Source organism: Sorangium sp. So ce176, assembly GCF_051519835.1.
Lineage (GTDB): Bacteria > Myxococcota_A > Polyangia > Polyangiales > Polyangiaceae > Sorangium > Sorangium cellulosum_G.
In genome coordinates this window covers 5,381,644-5,397,500 of record NZ_CP150371.1, presented here as the reverse complement: position 1 = coordinate 5,397,500, position 15,857 = coordinate 5,381,644, and the positions used below count along the sequence as shown (strand labels likewise).

7 protein-coding genes and 3 rRNA genes (1 of these 10 running past the window's edge) are annotated in these 15,857 nt (G+C 74.2%); 5 read left to right on the top strand and 5 right to left on the bottom strand.

All coding sequences use genetic code 11. The features are described 5' to 3' along the window. The 4 genes from WMF42_RS20175 to WMF42_RS20160 form a co-directional block, all read left to right on the top strand. Positions 1–224 (top strand): 23S ribosomal RNA (locus WMF42_RS20175); it begins 2,786 nt to the left of the window's first position. A 128-nt stretch (positions 225–352) separates the two neighbouring features. Beyond that, positions 353–469 (top strand): 5S ribosomal RNA (gene rrf, locus WMF42_RS20170). A 206-nt stretch (positions 470–675) separates the two neighbouring features. Further along, positions 676–792: ribosomal RNA gene (rrf, locus tag WMF42_RS20165) — 5S ribosomal RNA — on the top strand. Positions 793–1,432: 640 nt separating this feature from the next. Beyond that, positions 1,433–6,385 carry a DEAD/DEAH box helicase gene (locus tag WMF42_RS20160; RefSeq protein ID WP_437693615.1) on the top strand — a complete coding sequence of 1,651 codons (4,953 nt, stop codon included), beginning with the start codon at positions 1,433–1,435 and terminating at the stop codon, positions 6,383–6,385. A gap of 157 nt (positions 6,386–6,542) precedes the next feature. Here the strand turns inward: WMF42_RS20160 and WMF42_RS20155 are convergent, their stop codons facing one another. Then, positions 6,543–6,848 carry a KGG domain-containing protein gene (locus WMF42_RS20155; protein WP_061605893.1) on the bottom strand — a complete coding sequence of 102 codons (306 nt, stop codon included), beginning with the start codon at positions 6,846–6,848 and terminating at the stop codon, positions 6,543–6,545. Between the two features lie 730 nt (positions 6,849–7,578). On the opposite strand from WMF42_RS20155, the gene WMF42_RS20150 reads away from it, so the two are divergent. After that, a complete protein-coding gene (locus tag WMF42_RS20150; protein WP_437693613.1) occupies positions 7,579–8,907 on the top strand; it encodes a hypothetical protein in 1,329 nt (442 codons plus the stop codon). A gap of 197 nt (positions 8,908–9,104) precedes the next feature. On the opposite strand, the gene WMF42_RS20145 is transcribed toward WMF42_RS20150, so the two are convergent. From WMF42_RS20145 to WMF42_RS20130, 4 genes are read right to left on the bottom strand one after another with little or no spacing between them, the layout of a single operon-like run. After that, positions 9,105–10,526 (bottom strand): PEGA domain-containing protein, encoded by a 1,422-nt coding sequence (locus WMF42_RS20145; protein ID WP_437693611.1) that lies wholly within the window; start codon positions 10,524–10,526, stop codon positions 9,105–9,107. A gap of 11 nt (positions 10,527–10,537) precedes the next feature. Continuing rightward, positions 10,538–11,287: a hypothetical protein gene (locus WMF42_RS20140; protein WP_437693609.1), complete on the bottom strand. Its 750-nt coding sequence runs from the start codon at positions 11,285–11,287 to the stop codon at positions 10,538–10,540. Continuing rightward, positions 11,284–14,844 (bottom strand): nSTAND1 domain-containing NTPase, encoded by a 3,561-nt coding sequence (locus WMF42_RS20135; RefSeq protein WP_437693608.1) that lies wholly within the window; start codon positions 14,842–14,844, stop codon positions 11,284–11,286. The genes WMF42_RS20140 and WMF42_RS20135 overlap by 4 nt, the downstream gene beginning before the upstream one ends. Before the next feature lie 25 nt (positions 14,845–14,869). Next, a complete protein-coding gene (locus tag WMF42_RS20130; protein ID WP_437693606.1) occupies positions 14,870–15,856 on the bottom strand; it encodes a hypothetical protein in 987 nt (328 codons plus the stop codon). Between the last annotated feature and the right edge of the window lies 1 nt (position 15,857).

Below are 15,857 nucleotides of genomic sequence, written 5' to 3'. Positions count from 1 at the left end.
ACCTCTGGTGCTCCGGTTGTCCTGCCAAGGGCATAGCCGGGTAGCCATGTACGGAACGGATAACCGCTGAAAGCATCTAAGCGGGAAGCCGGCCTCAAGACCAGGTGTCCCGGACCGCAAGGTCCCTAAAGACCCCTCGTAGACCACGAGGTTGATAGGCCGGGTGTGGAAGCCGAGCAATCGGAGGAGCTAACCGGTACTAATAGGTCGTGCGGCTTGACCATACTTCTAAGGCAAACATCGAAGCGTCGCGCCCGGAGTTCGGGTGACGAGCAGCGTGACACAGCTGGCCCAGCGTAGAGCATCGCGAGAAGCGAGCTCCGCGGGTTCCGATTGGACGCACCCACAAGTTTCCGGTGGTGATATCGAGAAGGCTACACCCGATCCCATACCGAACTCGGAAGTTAAGCTTCTTGGAGCCGATGGTACTGCCAGGGCAACCTGGTGGGAGAGTAGGACGCCGCCGGGATTTTTTTAGAGCCTGCGCGCGGGTGCACCCTGCGCAGGCGCCTCGCCCACGGGTGCAGCTTGACGCTGCCCCGGGGCGAGCAGCGAGCGCGCCTCGCCTGGATCTCAGGCGACGAGCAGCGCGGCAAGGCCGGCCCGGCATGGAGTCTCGCGAAGAGAGGGCTCCGCCGAGCGTCCTCCCCTCACGGGGAGGACGCGCCACAAGTTTCCGGTGGTGATATCGAGAAGGCTACACCCGATCCCATACCGAACTCGGAAGTTAAGCTTCTTGGAGCCGATGGTACTGCCAGGGCAACCTGGTGGGAGAGTAGGACGCCGCCGGGGTTTCTTCGAACCTGCGCACAGGCATCGCTTGTGCGCAGGTTTTTTTTGTCCTCCGCGCGCCGCCTGACCCGCCCGCGTGCCCGCTCCGGGCGCTTGCACCTCGGCGTGCTGCCGGGCTCTGTAGCTCGCTGCCCCCGCGCCGCCGGCGAACACCCGGGGACCTTATCCTCTGTCGAGGCGGCGGCAGCTCCGCCCGACCCCCCCTCAACTTCCGCAAGCGCCGGCGGGGGGGTCCACGCGGCGGGGGCGGGCGGGCGCGCCGAGCACCGACCGAGGTGCCATAAGGTCTCAGCGGGCTCGAGGTCTCAGGCGCGCCTTGTGTGGCGCGCAACGAAACGTCCCAGCCAGCATGGCCCGAAGGGAGACATGCCGGGCGGTGTTCGATGCGCAAGCTCTCCCGCCGCCCGCCTCGGCGGATGGCCAGCGCCCGCCCGCCCCCGCCGCGTGGACCCCCCCCGCCGGCGCGGCCCACACTCGCCCTGGATGGCCCTGCGAACGAGCAGTTGCGCGACCTCCTGCCGTGAGGGATGGCTCTTGCATAGAGCCCCGCAGCCCCCCGCTCAGGAGGGACCGCGTGGAGACAGACGCACGGGCCGAGGCGCCGCGCTGACCGGCTCCGCGCGCCGCGCGATCGCCGCCGATGGCCAAGAAACGCTCCCCCGAAACCGATCCGCTCGCCCGCTTTCACCCGGCCACCCAGGCGTGGTTCCGCGGAGCGTTCGCCGCGCCCACCCCCGCGCAGACCAAGGGCTTCCCGCCCATCCTCGAGGGCGCCTCCACGCTGGTGCTCGCCCCGACGGGCTCCGGCAAGACGCTAGCGGCCTTCCTCGCGGCCATCGACCGGCTCATGGCCTCGCCGGAGCCCGAGGCCGCCGAGCGCTGCCGCGTCGTGTACGTCTCGCCCCTCAAGGCGCTCGCCATCGACGTCGAGCGGAACCTGCGCGCCCCGCTCGCCGGGATCGCCGCCGCCGCCGAGCGGCTCGGCCTGCCCTACCGCGTCCCCCAGGTCGGCGTGCGCTCCGGCGACACAAGGCCCGAGGACCGCGCGCGGCTCGCCAGGAAGCCGCCGGACATCCTCATCACAACCCCGGAGTCGCTCTACCTCCTGCTCACCGCCAACGCGCGCGATCGGCTGCGCAACGTCGAGACCGTCATCATCGACGAGATCCACGCGCTCGTCGCGACGAAGCGCGGCGCGCACCTCGCCCTGTCCCTCGAGCGCCTCGAGGCCCTCCGGCAAGCGCCAAGGCCCATGCAGCGCATCGGGCTGTCCGCCACCCAGCGGCCGCTCGACGAGGTCGCGCGCATGCTCGGGGGCGGCGAGATCGAGGGCGCGGGCGCGCGCTTCGCGCCGCGGCCGGTGACGATCGTCGACGCGAGCGCCCCGAAGGCCCTGGAGCTGCGCATCGAGGTGCCCGTCGAGGACATGACCAAGCTCGGCGAGGTCGCGCGGGCAGGCGAGGGGCCGCCGCCAGGGCCGGCCGACCCGGCGCAACGCTCGATCTGGCCGAGCATCCACCCGCGGCTCGTCGAGCTCGTGCGCGCCCACCGCACGACGATGATCTTCGTGAACAGCCGGCGCCTCGCCGAGCGCCTCGCCGCCGCGCTCAACGACACAGCGGGCGCCGAGGTCGCGCTCGCGCACCACGGCTCGATCGCGCGCGAGCAGCGCCAGCAGATCGAGGAGCGGCTCAAGGCCGGCCTCCTGCCGTGCATCGTCGCCACCTCGTCGCTCGAGCTCGGGCTCGATCTCGGCGCCGTCGACCTCGTCATCCAGCTCGAGGCGCCGCCGTCGGTCGCCGCAGGGCTCCAGCGCGTCGGCCGCGCCGGCCACGAGGTCGGCGGCACCTCGCGCGGCGTCGTCTTCCCCAAGCACCGCGGCGACCTGCTCGCGTGCGCCGCGGCCGCGTCCCGCATGCGCGAGGGCAAGGTCGAGGCGACCCTCTACCCGAGGAACCCGCTCGACGTCCTCGCCCAGCAGATCGTCGCCATCGCCTCGATGGACACCCTCCACGTCGACGCGCTCTTCTCGCTCGTGCGCAGGGCCGCGCCGTTCGCCGACCTGCCCCGCGCGAGCTTCGAGGGCGTGCTCGACATGCTCTCCGGCCGCTACCCGTCCGACGAGTTCGCCGAGCTCCGCCCCCGCATCGTCTGGGACCGCGTGGGCGGCGCCGTGCGCGCCCGCAAGGGCGCCAAGCGCCTCGCCGTCGTCAACGCCGGCACCATCCCCGACCGCGGCCTCTACGGCGTCTTCCTCGACGCCGGCGGCGACGCGGCGCGCCCGGGCCGGCGCGTCGGCGAGCTCGACGAGGAGATGGTCTTCGAGGCCCGCGAGGGCGAGGTCTTCCTCCTCGGCGCCTCGTCGTGGCGCATCACCGACATCACCCACGACCGCGTCCTCGTCGTCCCCGCGCCGGGCGAGCCGGGCAAGATGCCGTTCTGGCGCGGCGACCAGGCCGGGCGCAACGCCGAGCTCGGCACCTCCATCGGCGCCCTCGCGCGGCGGATCGCCTCGCTGTCCGACGACGAGGCCGAGCGGGCGCTCGCCGACGAGCACGGGCTCGACGCGCGCGCCGCGCGGAACCTCGTCCGGTACGTGCGCGATCAGGCCGCGGCCACGGGCGAGGTCCCGAGCGATCGCGCCATCGTCCTGGAGCGGTTCGTCGACGAGGTCGGCGACTACCGCATCTGCCTCCTGTCGCCGTTCGGCGGCCGCGTGCACGCGCCGCTGTCGACCTGCATCGCCGAGAAGTGCCGCCTCGAGCTCGGCCTCGCGGTCGACACCGTGTGGACCGACGACGGCATCGTCCTGCGGCTGCCCGAGTCCGAGTCGCCCCCGGACGCGAAGCAGCTCCTGCCGCAGGCCGACGAGGTGGAGGACCTGCTCGTCCGCGGCCTCGGCGACACCGCCCTGTTCGCCTCGCGCTTCCGCGAGTGCGCCGGCCGGGCGCTGCTCCTGCCGCGCAAGTTCCCCGGCAAGCGCTCGCCGCTCTGGGCCCAGCGCAAGCGCGCCGCCGACCTGCTCGCCGTCGCGTCGCGCTACGGCTCCTTTCCGATCCTGCTCGAGACCTACCGCGAGTGCCTGCGCGACGTCTTCGACCTCACCGCGCTCGAGGACCTCCTCCGGCAGATCGCGGCCCGCAAGGTCCGCGTCGTCACGGTCGACGTGCGCGCGCCGTCGCCGTTCGCGGCCACGCTGCTCTTCGCCTACGCGGGCAATTTCATCTACGAGGGCGACCTGCCGCTCGCCGAGCGCCGGGCGCAGGTGCTCGCCATCGATCACGCGCGCCTGCGCGAGCTGCTCGGCGAGGCCGAGCTGCGCGAGCTCTTCGACGCCGACGCGGTGGTGGCCCTCGAGGCGTCGCTCCAGCGCCTCGACGGCCGCATGCCGCTCAAGCACGAGGATCAGGTGCACGATCTCCTGCTCTCGCTCGGCGACCTCACGCGCGACGAGATCGCGGCGCGCGCGGCGGGCGCCGATGTCCCGCCCGAGGCGGCCCGCGAGCGCGCCGCCGCCTGGATGGACGAGCTCGTGCGCGACAGGCGCGTCATCGACATCCAGCTCGGCGGCGAGCGCCGCCTCGCCGCCGCCGAGGACGCGGGCCGGCTGCGCGACGCCTTCGGCGTGGTGCCGCCGCCCGGCCTGCCGATCGCGTTCCTCGAGCCGGCGGCCGATCCGCTCGCCGAGCTCGTGGCCCGCTACGCGCGAACGCACGGCCCCTTCCGCGCGGAGGACGTGGCCCGGCGCTTCGGCCTCGGCCCCGCGCCGGTCCTGGCGGCGCTCGCGCGGCTCGCCGAGCGCGGCCGCGTCGTCGAGGGGGAGTTCCTCCCCGGCGGCCGCGGCCGGGAGTTCTGCGACGCCGAGGTGCTGCGCTCGCTGAAGCGCCGCTCGCTGGCCCGGCTGCGCGCCGAGGTCGAGCCGGTGCCGCCGGAGGCGTACGCCCGCTTCCTCGCCGACTGGCACAACCTGCACCGCCGCCGGCGGGGGCTCGACGGCCTGCTCGCGGCGCTGGAGCAGCTCCAGGGCGCGCCGCTGTCGGCCTCGGCCCTGGAGGCCGAGATCCTGCCCGCGCGCGTCGAGGGCTACCGCGCCGGCGATCTCGACGCGCTCTGCGCGGCCGGTGAGGTCATCTGGCGCGGCGTCGAGCCTGTCGGCGACGGCGACGGCCGCGTCGCGCTCTACCTCGCCGAGGCGTACGCGTACCTCGCCCCGCCGCCCGGCCGCGCCGAGGGCGCGCTGGCCGAGAGCATTCGCGCCGCCCTCGCGCGCCGCGGCGCGCTCTTCTTCTCCGACCTCTCGCGGGAGACGGGCGCCTTCGGCCTCGACCTGCTCGGGGCGCTCTGGGATCTCGTGTGGGCCGGCGAGGTCACGAACGACACGCTCGCCCCGCTGCGCGCCCTCGGCCGCGAGTCCCGCTCGAGCGGCCGCCGGCGCGATCGCGATCGCCCCGCGCCCGGCCGCGGCCTCTCCGCGTTGCGCGCGCGCCGGATCGGCCCGCCGGGCAGCGAGGGCCGCTGGTCGCTGCTGGCGCTGCCCGGGGCCGCCGCGAGCGCTACCGCATCGACAGCGGGCGCGACAAGCGCGAGCGCGAACGCGACCGGATCGCCCGCCGGCGCGCCCGGCGAGACCGAGCGCCGCGCCGCGCTCGCGCGCGCCCTGCTCGAGCGCCACGGCGTGCTCACGCGCGAGGCGGCGGCTGTCGAGGGGCTCGCGGGCGGCTTCTCCGCCGTCTACGACGTGCTCCGCGCCATGGAGGAGGCCGGCCAGGCGCGGCGCGGCTACTTCGTCGCCGGGCTGGGCGCCGCGCAGTTCGCTGTGCCCGGGGCCGACGACCGCCTCCGCGCGTGCCGCGAGCCGTCCGACGATCCGCGGACGCTCGTCCTCGCGGCCACGGACCCGGCGAACCCGTGGGGCGCCGCCGTCCGCTGGCCCGAGCTCGCCGCGCGCGGCGACGGCGCTCCCGAGGGCGCTGTCCGCGGCCCCGTGCGTCCCCAGCGCGCCGCCGGCGCCCTCGTGATCCTGCACGACGGCCGGCTGCTCGCGTGGATGGGCCGCACCGAGCGGAGCCTCACCACCTTCCTGCCGGAGGCCGAGCCGGAGCGCGGCGACGCGATCCGGGCGATCGCGTCGGCGCTCGCGGCGCTCGTCAGCGAGGGGCGGCGGCGCGCGGTGCTCGTGGCCACGATCGACGGCGAGCCGGCGCACAGCTCGCCCCTCGCGCGCGCGCTCGCGGACGTGGGCTTCACCTCCGGGGCGCACGGCTACCTCAAGCGCGCCCCCACGGCCGAGCGGGGCCCGTGGCGCCCGCGGCAGGTGCCCGGGAACGCGCCCGACTGGGCTCGCCGCGCGGCCGCGGCGGGCGTCGACGGGTCCGAGGACGATGTCGACGGCTTCAAGCCGCCGCCCGGCCTGCGCTCCTGGCCGGCCCAGTCCACGGGCGGGTGGCGGATGTCGCCCCCCGGCGCGACCGGCGCCGGCGCAGACAGCGGCGGGGCGCGCGAGGTCGAGGGCAGCCTCCCTGACGACCTCGACCTGGACGACGACGACGCGCTGTTCGACGACGGCGCGGGGCTCGACGACGGCGCGGCGTGATCTCTCCCGGCGCGCTGCTCCGGCAGCGGCGCCCCGATCACGCCGCCCAAAAAAGGACCGCCGAGCAGCCAGGAAGGGGCGACCCTTCGTGGTTCCTCGGCGGCTCTTGCTCGTCGTGCGGCGCGGGAGGGATCTCGCGCGGCGCGCTGCGACGAGGTCAGCCCTGGTGGCTGTGCTCGCTCGGCTTCACGTGCTGCTCATGGTCGCCGCGGTTCGCCTTGCGGGACCCGTTCGGCCCCTGGCTCCGCGCCTCGGCGCCCTTGCGCCCGATCGTGGCCATGTGCTCGCGGTTCTGGCTGACGACCTCGCCGCCCTTGCGGCCCGCCGCGCGTGCTTCTTCGGACGTGAACTCGTGCGCCGTGCCCTTCTCGTGCGCCGCCTTGCCGCCCTGGCTCGCGATCTGGCGCTGCTGCTCCGCGTTCATCGCCGCGAAGCCCCGCTTGCTCTCGCTCATCTGTCCCATGGTCCACTCCTCGGATTGATGTGCATCGTGAACGTCACTCGACGACCGTGACTACCTGCCGCCTAGCCACATCGCGCCGGCGGTGCCGGCGACGCCAGGCGCTGCTGCAACGCGGGTGCCAGACGGGAGAGCTCGGACGATTCCCTCGATGCGTCGAGGCCGGACAATTGATGACCACATGCCCGCGCCAGGTGTCCTCTCCAGGACTCGCTGCGGCAAACTGCCTCACTGTGCGTGCGACCGTGCGTGAGCGCCCCAACTCGCTGCGAGCTCAGCCGTGGAGACCTCCATGGAACGTCGTGGGATCTGATTTTCTTGTTGCAATCGTCCGCTCGCCGCGCGTCGCTCATCGAACGAGCGGCGAGGTGACCTGTCGTCATCAAGCGACACAGGACGCCACGAGACTTCTCGGGATTTGCCTGAACAGCCGCCGGGGCTCGCGATCGCGTGCCCGGTGACCTCCGATGTCTCGCGCTCTGCTTTTCCGCTCGGCGCCCCTCTGTTCTCGTGTGGCTGTCTGTTTACGTCGATGCGGTTTCGCGTTGGATGGTCCGCGGGGATCCTCGGCGGGATTGCCGGGCAGGGCGGGGGAGGGCGGTGCTGGCGCGTTGCGTCTTGACATCGCGGCGCCGCTTCCGCTCTCGTTGCCCTGCATCATCACGCCAGCGTTCCGCGATCCGCTGAGGGCCGCGTCCGGGGGCTGGGGTGACGATTTTGCGGGAGATCCACGATGGCGGTTCCGATTCCGGGGGCTCGGCTCGACGGGGGCCAGCCCTTCTCACCGAAGACGACATCCTCGCCTCGGCGCGCGCGCTGGCGTTCTCCGGGGGCCCTGCGCGGCGCGGGCCTCCTCGCGCTGGCGCTCCTCGCCGGGTGCGGCGGGGCCACGGGCGCGGCGCCCGCGGAGACCCCGGCGCCGGGCCCGGAGCCCGCCGCGAAGGAGCCTTTCAACCTCGAGAAGGCGCTCGCCCGCGAGGCCGACGATCTGCCCGCCCGCGAGATCCGCGCCGCGGACTGGTCGGCGCGCGCGTTCGGGGCAGCGGAGCCGAAGATCGAGCAGAAGGAGAAGCTTGTCGCGCTCTCCATCCCCCTCGGCACGGCCAGCCAAGTCGAGTGCTTCGTTTACAACACGATGCTCGACTCGGGCGAGGTGATGAGGAACTTCATCGAGCTCCTCGACCCCGAGAAGCTGGATGTCGCCCGCATCATACCCTGGGAGATCAGCGTGCACCGCGAGAGCCCTGCGGTGTTCGTTCAAGCGCTCTACTTCACCCAGACAGGCGCCGGGAAGGCGGCCGGGCTGCTCAAGATCGCGCTGCACGCGGACAAGGCACACCCCATCGCCTGCCTGCACGACGAGGTCGGGTATGTCCGCACGTTCGAGCGGCTCGCCAAGGGGCTCTTCGACTCGTTCGACTCGAAGAGCGCCGCCGCGGAGCCCGAGTACACGGACACCGTGATCCTGCGCCTCGACAAGCTGCCTGTCGGCTTCGAGACGAGCGATCTGTTCAAGGGCGAGGACGGGCAGCGACGATGGCTGTCGCGCTCTGCCACCTTCATCCCCCGAGATCCGAAGTCGCTGCACATCGAGGATGAGGCGTCCAACGTGCTCATCGACCCCGAGGGGCGCATCAAGGGAGGCGTCTGGGTCGAGACCTCGCAAGGCGAGGTGAGCCACCGGATCGAGCTGTCGCAGAAGAAGAACTTCCAGTACGGCTACGCGGGAGAGGTCGAGGGCAAGAAGGTCCAGGGGACGATCTCGCTCGCGACCAAGGCGTGGCTCGCCTCGCCTGTCGCGACCGCCTCGGAGCTCGCGCGGCTCCTCAAGAAGAAGGGCGCCTTCGACCTCAAGCAGCAGGAGTACATGCCCTCCGTCGACCCGACGAAGCCCATCGACGTCCAGTACCTCCGCGACGCCTCGGGCTCCGTCACGGTCAACATGAGCGCCACGCGCCTCGTGGGCAGCCTCGCGCCCGACGGCCGCCCGGAGGCGTTCGAGGTCTCGGCCGGTCCTCCGAGGCTGACGCTCCAGCGAGCCTACGTCAGGGGCAAGCTGTAGACGCGCTCCACCGCTCGGCGAGCGCCAGCATCGGCTCGCCCAGCTCGTGCAGCGTCAGGGCGCGGGAGTTCGGCGTGCGGGTCAACCGCTTCGGCCTACGCCGAGCAGCCGCGCTTCAGAATCTGGAGACGATCCAGCGAAAAATGGCCGCACAGATGCAGACGTTGAACCGAATGGCGCTCTGGCCTGGGTAGGCCTCAGTAGAAATCGTACCTGGCGCCCAGGACAGGCATGAACAGCGGGAAGAGGGGGGCCGTGAGGGGCCCGCCCGGAAACCAGGCGGAGGCGGATCCATCGAGCCCAGTCGTTGTGTCGACGAACACCTGCTGGCTCGACGCCGGCCTCGGCACGGCGATGAGCACAGGCACCTCGAGCCCCAGCGTGAGCTCGACCCGCCCGGCCAGCCTGACGCCGGCTCGCACCTCGGGCGCGACGTAAACGAAGCGCGCCGCCGCGCTCTGCTCGAACGGGCTGAACGACAGCACGGGGCGCGTCGACACATGCGCGCTCGTGCGCGCGTCCGCCACCGCGCCGAACAGCCCGCCGGCGCCCAGCCGCACGTCGAGCAGGAAGCCCTCGCCCGACGAGTAGCCGACCCAGGCGCCGAGGAGCATGCCGCGGAGGGCCATCGCGTCGTCGACGCTCACCGAGTACGAAGCCCCGCCGACGGCCTCGACCTTCGCGCTGCGCCCGCGGACAGCTTGCTGCACGCTCAGGTAGCCCGCCGAGACGCCAAACGATAGATCGTCGATGCCGTACCCTCCGCGGACGAACAAGCTGGAGCCAACCCCGAGGGGCTTGCTGCAAGGCGCCACGCACCCCGTCGACCCGCCTCCGCCGATCGACACAACGAGCGGCGCCGCGGCGCTCACCTCGGCGAGCAGGCGAGACGGGCGGCGCGGCCGGCGTCCCCCGCGGCCATCGATGGACGCGGCGCCGCGCTCCGGTCGGATGCCGCGTGCGCTCGGCTCCTCCCTCGTCGGCCCGGCGATCTCGAGCGCGGCCGCCTCCCGAAGCGGGATCAGCCGCGCCGTCACCTGGACCGCCGCCCCGCCGGCCACGTCGAGGCGCTGCTCGAACGGCCGGTACCCCGCTTTGACAACGCGGAGAGCGTGGAGGCCGCGAGGCACGCGAAGGGGCGCTGCGAGCGGGAGCTCGCCGCGCGATACGCCGTCGAGCAGGACCGTCGCGCCCGGCTCGCCGCCCACGATCCCGATGGTCCCGACGGCGTTGTGAAGGAGCCTGACGACCAGCAGGATGTCGCGTTTCTCCTCGTCCTTGAGCCGCTCGGAGAAGTCGTGCAGCGCGCTCTCGTACAGCTCGAGGGCGTCCAGGTAGCGCTCGAGCCATATGAGACACGCGGCGGCGTTGGTCGTCCCGTTCAGCGTCACGAACAACGAGCGCGACGCCTGGAACTCGGCGAGCGCCTCGGCCCAGCGCTCCTGATCGCGAAGCGCGATCCCGCGCTCGAAGTGCGCGCGCGCGTCCTCGCGGCGCAGGACGGCACCGGGCCCGCCGGGCTGCGCGGCGGCGAGCGAGCCGAAGGACAGCGGTGCCAGGAGCGCCGCGGGGAGGAGGAGGCCGAGAACCGCGGAACGTCGGCGCTTCGTGCCCGGCATGGTGCGCGTCCTCATTCGAAGGCGTCTCCGGCCAGCACGCCGCTGCGCTGCTTCCTGTGCTCCGCCGCCGCGGCTGCGCCGGTCGGGCACCTGGGGATGACCTGCGTCGACGGGGGACAGACGCACGCCGGGCCCTCGTTCCCCCGCGCGGAGCTCCGCACAGCGCCTGGCGCGGAATCGGGCGCCGACTCCATCGCCGCGCGATCCGCCGGCGCGTCGTACTCGGCGGCGACACCGGGCAATACGGGCTCGGGCGCCAGCTCCGGCGTCTCGGCGAGCTCCAGCGCGGAGGCGTCGGCCTCGGCGGCCGCAGGCTCGGCGGTCGACGCGGTCGGGAGGCGGCCGCGCCCGAAGGGACGCGCGGCCCGCGCCAGCGCGGCGAGGTCCAGCGAGGGCGGCGAGACGCCGCCGTCCATGAGGGTCACGATCGTCTCGGCGTGCCGCGTGTCCCTGGAGAGGCGCACCCGATGCGTCTGCCCGACCCTCCCCGAGAGCTCGATGACGCCGTCCCGCCGCCGCGCCGGGACGCCGTCGATCTCGACCGCGGCGTCGGCGGGCAGGACGAGCAGCTTCACCCGGCGCTCGCCGGCGTCGAGCCGGTGCACGCTGGGCCGCGCCGTGGTGGGGGGGTGGACCTCGGCGGCGTCGGCGGCCTCCGTCCCTGGCTCAGGTCTGTCGTCCTCGACGCCGGGCCGCTCGCACGCGCCCAGGGTCGACAGGAACACGAGCGCCGCTGTCGCGGCCATGTCGCGAGCCGTCATTGTCGGAAGCCCTCCAGGGGGAGCGGCGCGCGCTCGTACGAGCGCTCGCACGCGGTGTACTGATCCCGGGCGGCGGACGCGGCCTCGCCCAGGTAGGTGACGCGCACGTCCGGCGGCAGGCAGTCCGTGTGCGCGGCGAGCAGGCGCTGCTTCAGCGCGTCCACGTCGGTCATCCATGTGTGGACGCTGTTGTCCGTGGTGACGGTCATGAGCCTCTGCCCTCCGTCGAGGAAGGCCAGGGCGATGACCGGCGCCGGAGCCCCGAGCACGATGGGCGCGCCCTTGCCGTCGGCGCTCCACAGGCGGACGGTGCCGTCGGCTGACGAGGTGACGACGCGCTCGCCGCCAGGGCTGAAGAGGGCGCAGAGGACCGCGCCCTCGTGCCCGCGCAGCACGATGGGATCGCCCATGCCGTCGGCGCTCCACACCCGCGCGGTGCCGTCGTCCGAGGCGGTGACGACGCGCGCGCCGTCGGGGCTCCACGCGCCGGCGTAGACGTCGCCGCCGTGGCCCTCGAGCACGACGGGCTCGCCCTCGCCGCCGGCGCTCCACACCCGGGCCGTGTGATCGAGCGACGTGGTCAGGACGCGCGCGCCGTCGGGGCTCCACGCCGCGGCGGTGAGCCAGTCCTCGTGCCCGCGCAGCACGACGGGCTCGCCCTTGCCGTCGGCGCTCCACACGCGCGCCGTGCTGTCGTCCGATGCCGTCGCGACGCGCGCGCCGTCGGGGCTCATGACGGCGGCGCGCACCTCGGCCTCGTGGCCCCTGAGCACGACGGGCTCGCCCTCGCCGTCGACGCGGAAGACGCGCGCCGTCCCGTCGAACGAGGCCGTGACGACGCGCGCGCCGTCCGGGCTCGGCGACGCGCTCGCCACCCACCCTTCATGGCCCTTGAGCACGACGGGCTGGCCCTCGCCGTCGACCCGGAAGACGCGCGCCGTCCGGTCCTCGTAGGCCGCGACGACGCGCGCGCCCCCCGCGGCGATGGACGCCGCGTGGAAGAAGCCCAGGTGAGGGCGCCTGCGCGGCATCGATCGGAGCGGCTCGGCGCTCCACACCTTCGCCGTGCGGTCGAACGAGCGCCCCCTCGGATCGGACGCGGCGGTGACGACGCGCGCGCCGTCGGGGCTCCACGCCGCGGAGCGGAGGGGCGCGCGGTGCCCGGCCAGGACGAGCGGCGGGCCGCTCCCGTCCGCCGGCCAGAGGCGCGCCGTCCTGTCCGCGGAGGCGCTGGCGACGTACTTGCCGTCGGGGCTCCACGAGACGAAGCTCACCGCGAGCGTGTGGCCGGTCAGGACGACGGGCTCGCCTTGGCCGTCGACGCGGAAGACGCGCACGCTCCGATCGGCCGACGCCGTGGCCACGCGCAGGCCGTCGGGGCTCAAGGCCAGGTGGGTGATGCCGTCCTCGTGCCCGGCGAGCACCACGGGCGCGGCCGCGCCGGTGAGCCTGAAGACGCGCGCCGTCCGGTCGCGTGAGCCGGTGACGACGCGCGCGCCGTCGGGGCTCACCGCCACGGCGACCACCTCGCCCGTGTGCCCGCGCAGGACGAGGCTCCCGCCCGTCGCGCCCGGCGTCCAGACGCGCGCCGTCCTGTCGCGTGAGCCGGTGACGACGCGCGCGCCGTCGGGGCTCCACACGACCGCGTTGATGGGGCCGCGGTGGCCGGTGAGCACGATCGGCTCGCCCTCGCCGTCGGCGCCCCACACGCGCGCCGTCCCGTCGTCCGACGCCGTCGCGACGCGCGCGCCGTCGGGGCTCGCAGCCACCGCCGTCACGCCGCCGTGATGGCCCATCAGCTCCACCGGCGGGCCCGCGCCGTCGGCGCGCCACACGCGCGCGATGCCGTCCTCCGAGCCCGTGAGCACGCGCGCGCCGTCGGCGCTCCAGGCGGCCGCGAGGATGGCCCCGCCGTGGCCGTTCAGCTCCACCGGACGGCCGGTGCCGTCGGCGCGCCACACGCGCGCCGCGCCGTCGGCGGAGGCCGTGAGCACGCGCGCGCCGTCGGGGCTCCACACGGCCGCGGCGAGGGGGCCCGTATGCCCGTGGAGGGTCGCGCGGAGCGCGTTCGTGGCGAGGGCGTCGCTCGCCAGCTCGACCCAGCCGCGCCGCATCGCGGGAAGCTCCACCTCGGGCAGGAGCTTCATCGCCAGCGGGAGCCGGGCGCGCACCGCGAGCTCGCGGAAGCCCGCGAGGATGCTGGCGTCGTGCGCCTCGGAGCGCTTCTTCTCGGCGAACCACCGCAGCCGGTCGGCCTCGCGCCGGGCCTCGGCCTCCTCGACGCGCAGGCGGTCCGCGCGGAGCTTCTGGTGGTACGCCACGGCGCCGAGCGACGCCGCGCCGGCCGCGACAAGGAGCGACGCCGCGGCCGCGGCGGCGAAGCGGCGCCGCCGCGCGCGCTCCGCGGCGAGCCTTGCCTCCGCCTCGGCGCGCTCGCGGAGGTGCGCCTCCTGCTGCCGGCGCTGCTGCCGCTGCTCGAAGACCTTGCGCGCCAGCCAGTCGTGGCCGATCTCGAAGTACCGGCTCCCCTGGTGCTCCGCGGCGTGGAGGATGGCCGCGCCCTCGAGCGCCCTCAGCGCCGGCTCGAGCTCGCCAGCGGGGAGGATCCGGAGCAGCTCCTTCTCGGTGCGCAGCGTGCGGCTGCCGTCCGCTGTCACCAGGTGGTCCTCGAGCAGCCGCCGCGCCGCGTCGCGCAGCGCGCCGAGGCCGGCGAGCGTCGCCTCGAGGTAGCGCTGCAGGATCGGCGCGGCCTCGGCCTCGCTGGCCGCGGCGCCGCCCTCCTCGCGCTGCGCGAAGAGCGCGCGGCACACGATCTGCGCGTACGCCGCCTGCGCCTCGGCCTCGCCGACAGCGGCCTGGCCGGGCACGCGCACCTGGAGCATGAGCGGGCGCACCTCCGCCGGCGTCCACGCCTGCGGCGGCTCGCCCGCGACGGCCGCCTGGCAGACGGCCTCGCAGAGCTCGTCGACCGTCAGGGGGCCGACGCGGAAGCCGTGATCGAGGAGCCGGTGGTGCTCGCGCAGCCGATCGCGGAAGCGGCCGAGGTAGTCCTCGCGGAGCGACAGCACGAGGCGCAGGTTGCGGGTGGGCAGCGCGGCGAGGCGGCTCACGCAGGCGAAGAACGCCTCGGCCTCGGCCGCGGCGCGCGCCGCGTAGAGCAGCTGCTCGATCTGATCGAGGTAGACGACCACGAGCCGCGGCGACCCGCGCGCCGCGCGCTGCGCCGCCGTGATCAGCGCGTCCGCGGGCGAGGCGCCGGCCGGCCGCTCGCCGAGGCCGAGGGCGCTGTACACAGCGTCCGCGAGCCAGCGCGTCGGGTCTTGATCCTCGGGCCAGCCGTCGACCCGCGCCACGCGGATCTCTTGCTTCTCGATGAGCGACGGGAGGACCGCCGCCTGCACCAGGGACGACTTGCCGGCGCCGGACGGCCCGAAGACGGTGACGCAGCGGTTGGCGAGGATGGATCCCTCGAGCTGGTGGGCCATGTCGCCGCGCCCGTAGAAGCGATCACGGTCGGAGGCGCGGTAAGGTTGCGGGCCGGGGAAGGGGTTCTTCATCGTGAGGCTCCGGGCCATGTAGCGATCAACCCGGGTGGGGCGCGCTCGCGGGGGCCGCGCACTTGTCGGGTGATTCCGAGCGGGTCACCCAGCGCCGGAGGTCGATGTTCACCGTCCCCAGCCAGGCGCCCGGGAGCACGCGGACGTTGTAAGTCACGCCTGGCGCCGTCTTCTGAGCCTCTCCCCACGCGCCGAGGGCGCCGCCGAGGTCGAGCGCCGCGCCGCCCTCGCACGAGAGCTTCCCCGCCCAGGACGCGCCGCTCGTGTCGAGCGCCGCGACGTTGAACGAGCACGCGTCGAGGTCGCAGGCGTTGCCCGGACCCACGGCCGAGCCGGCGCAGTCTTTCTTGTCGTAGACCACGCTGAAGCACTCGGGATAGTCCGCGAAGAAGAGAGAGGCCCCCTGGAGCTTCCGGCCCGACGAGCTCGACGCGCTCACGGAGGCCCCTCCGAGCGCGGCGGCGTCGATCGAGAGGGCCGCGGTGGTCGACTGCTCGGCCGCCACCTCGATCGTCCCCGCTCTGATCGCGCGGGTCAGCACCTTCACGTAGCTCGTCCCCGCCTCGCCGAACAGGCCGGTGCACGCGCCGCTCGCGTTCAGGTAGACCGCCGAGAGCCTGCTCTCCACGAGGTCCGTCAGCGTGACGCTGGCGCTCCGCTCCGAGGACGCGCCGGCCGCGGGGGCGACCTCGAGGGCGCCGCCGAAGTCGGCGGAGAGCCTGCCGTCGAGCACGTCCCCGTAGCGCAGCGTCACCATGGACCAGCTCGGCGCCGCGGTGCCCTGATCACCGTCGAAGCAGGCGTTCGTCTCGGGCTGGTCCCCGAGCAGACGGCGTCCGAGGCTCGCGGCGCCGGTCGCCGGCGTGCGCACGCGGTAGTCCGGCGCGAGCTCCTTGATCGCCTGGTCGAGCGTGACCGTCGCGGCGCTCGCGCACGCCGTGAGCTGGAGCGCGGCCAGCGTCGCGATCACGACCCGGGTCGGCGAGGGCTTGCTGTCATCATCGATCTTCACG

What these genes read in the sequence shown, in the direction of transcription:
- WMF42_RS20160 (WP_437693615.1), top strand. Translation starts at nt 1,433, where the DNA reads ATGGCCAAGAAACGCTCCCCCGAAACCGATCCGCTCGCCCGCTTTCAC.
- WMF42_RS20155 (WP_061605893.1), bottom strand. Translation starts at nt 6,848, where the DNA reads ATGGGACAGATGAGCGAGAGCAAGCGGGGCTTCGCGGCGATGAACGCG.
- WMF42_RS20150 (WP_437693613.1), top strand. Translation starts at nt 7,579, where the DNA reads ATGGCGGTTCCGATTCCGGGGGCTCGGCTCGACGGGGGCCAGCCCTTC.
- WMF42_RS20145 (WP_437693611.1), bottom strand. Translation starts at nt 10,526, where the DNA reads ATGCCGGGCACGAAGCGCCGACGTTCCGCGGTTCTCGGCCTCCTCCTC.
- WMF42_RS20140 (WP_437693609.1), bottom strand. Translation starts at nt 11,287, where the DNA reads ATGACGGCTCGCGACATGGCCGCGACAGCGGCGCTCGTGTTCCTGTCG.
- WMF42_RS20135 (WP_437693608.1), bottom strand. Translation starts at nt 14,844, where the DNA reads ATGAAGAACCCCTTCCCCGGCCCGCAACCTTACCGCGCCTCCGACCGT.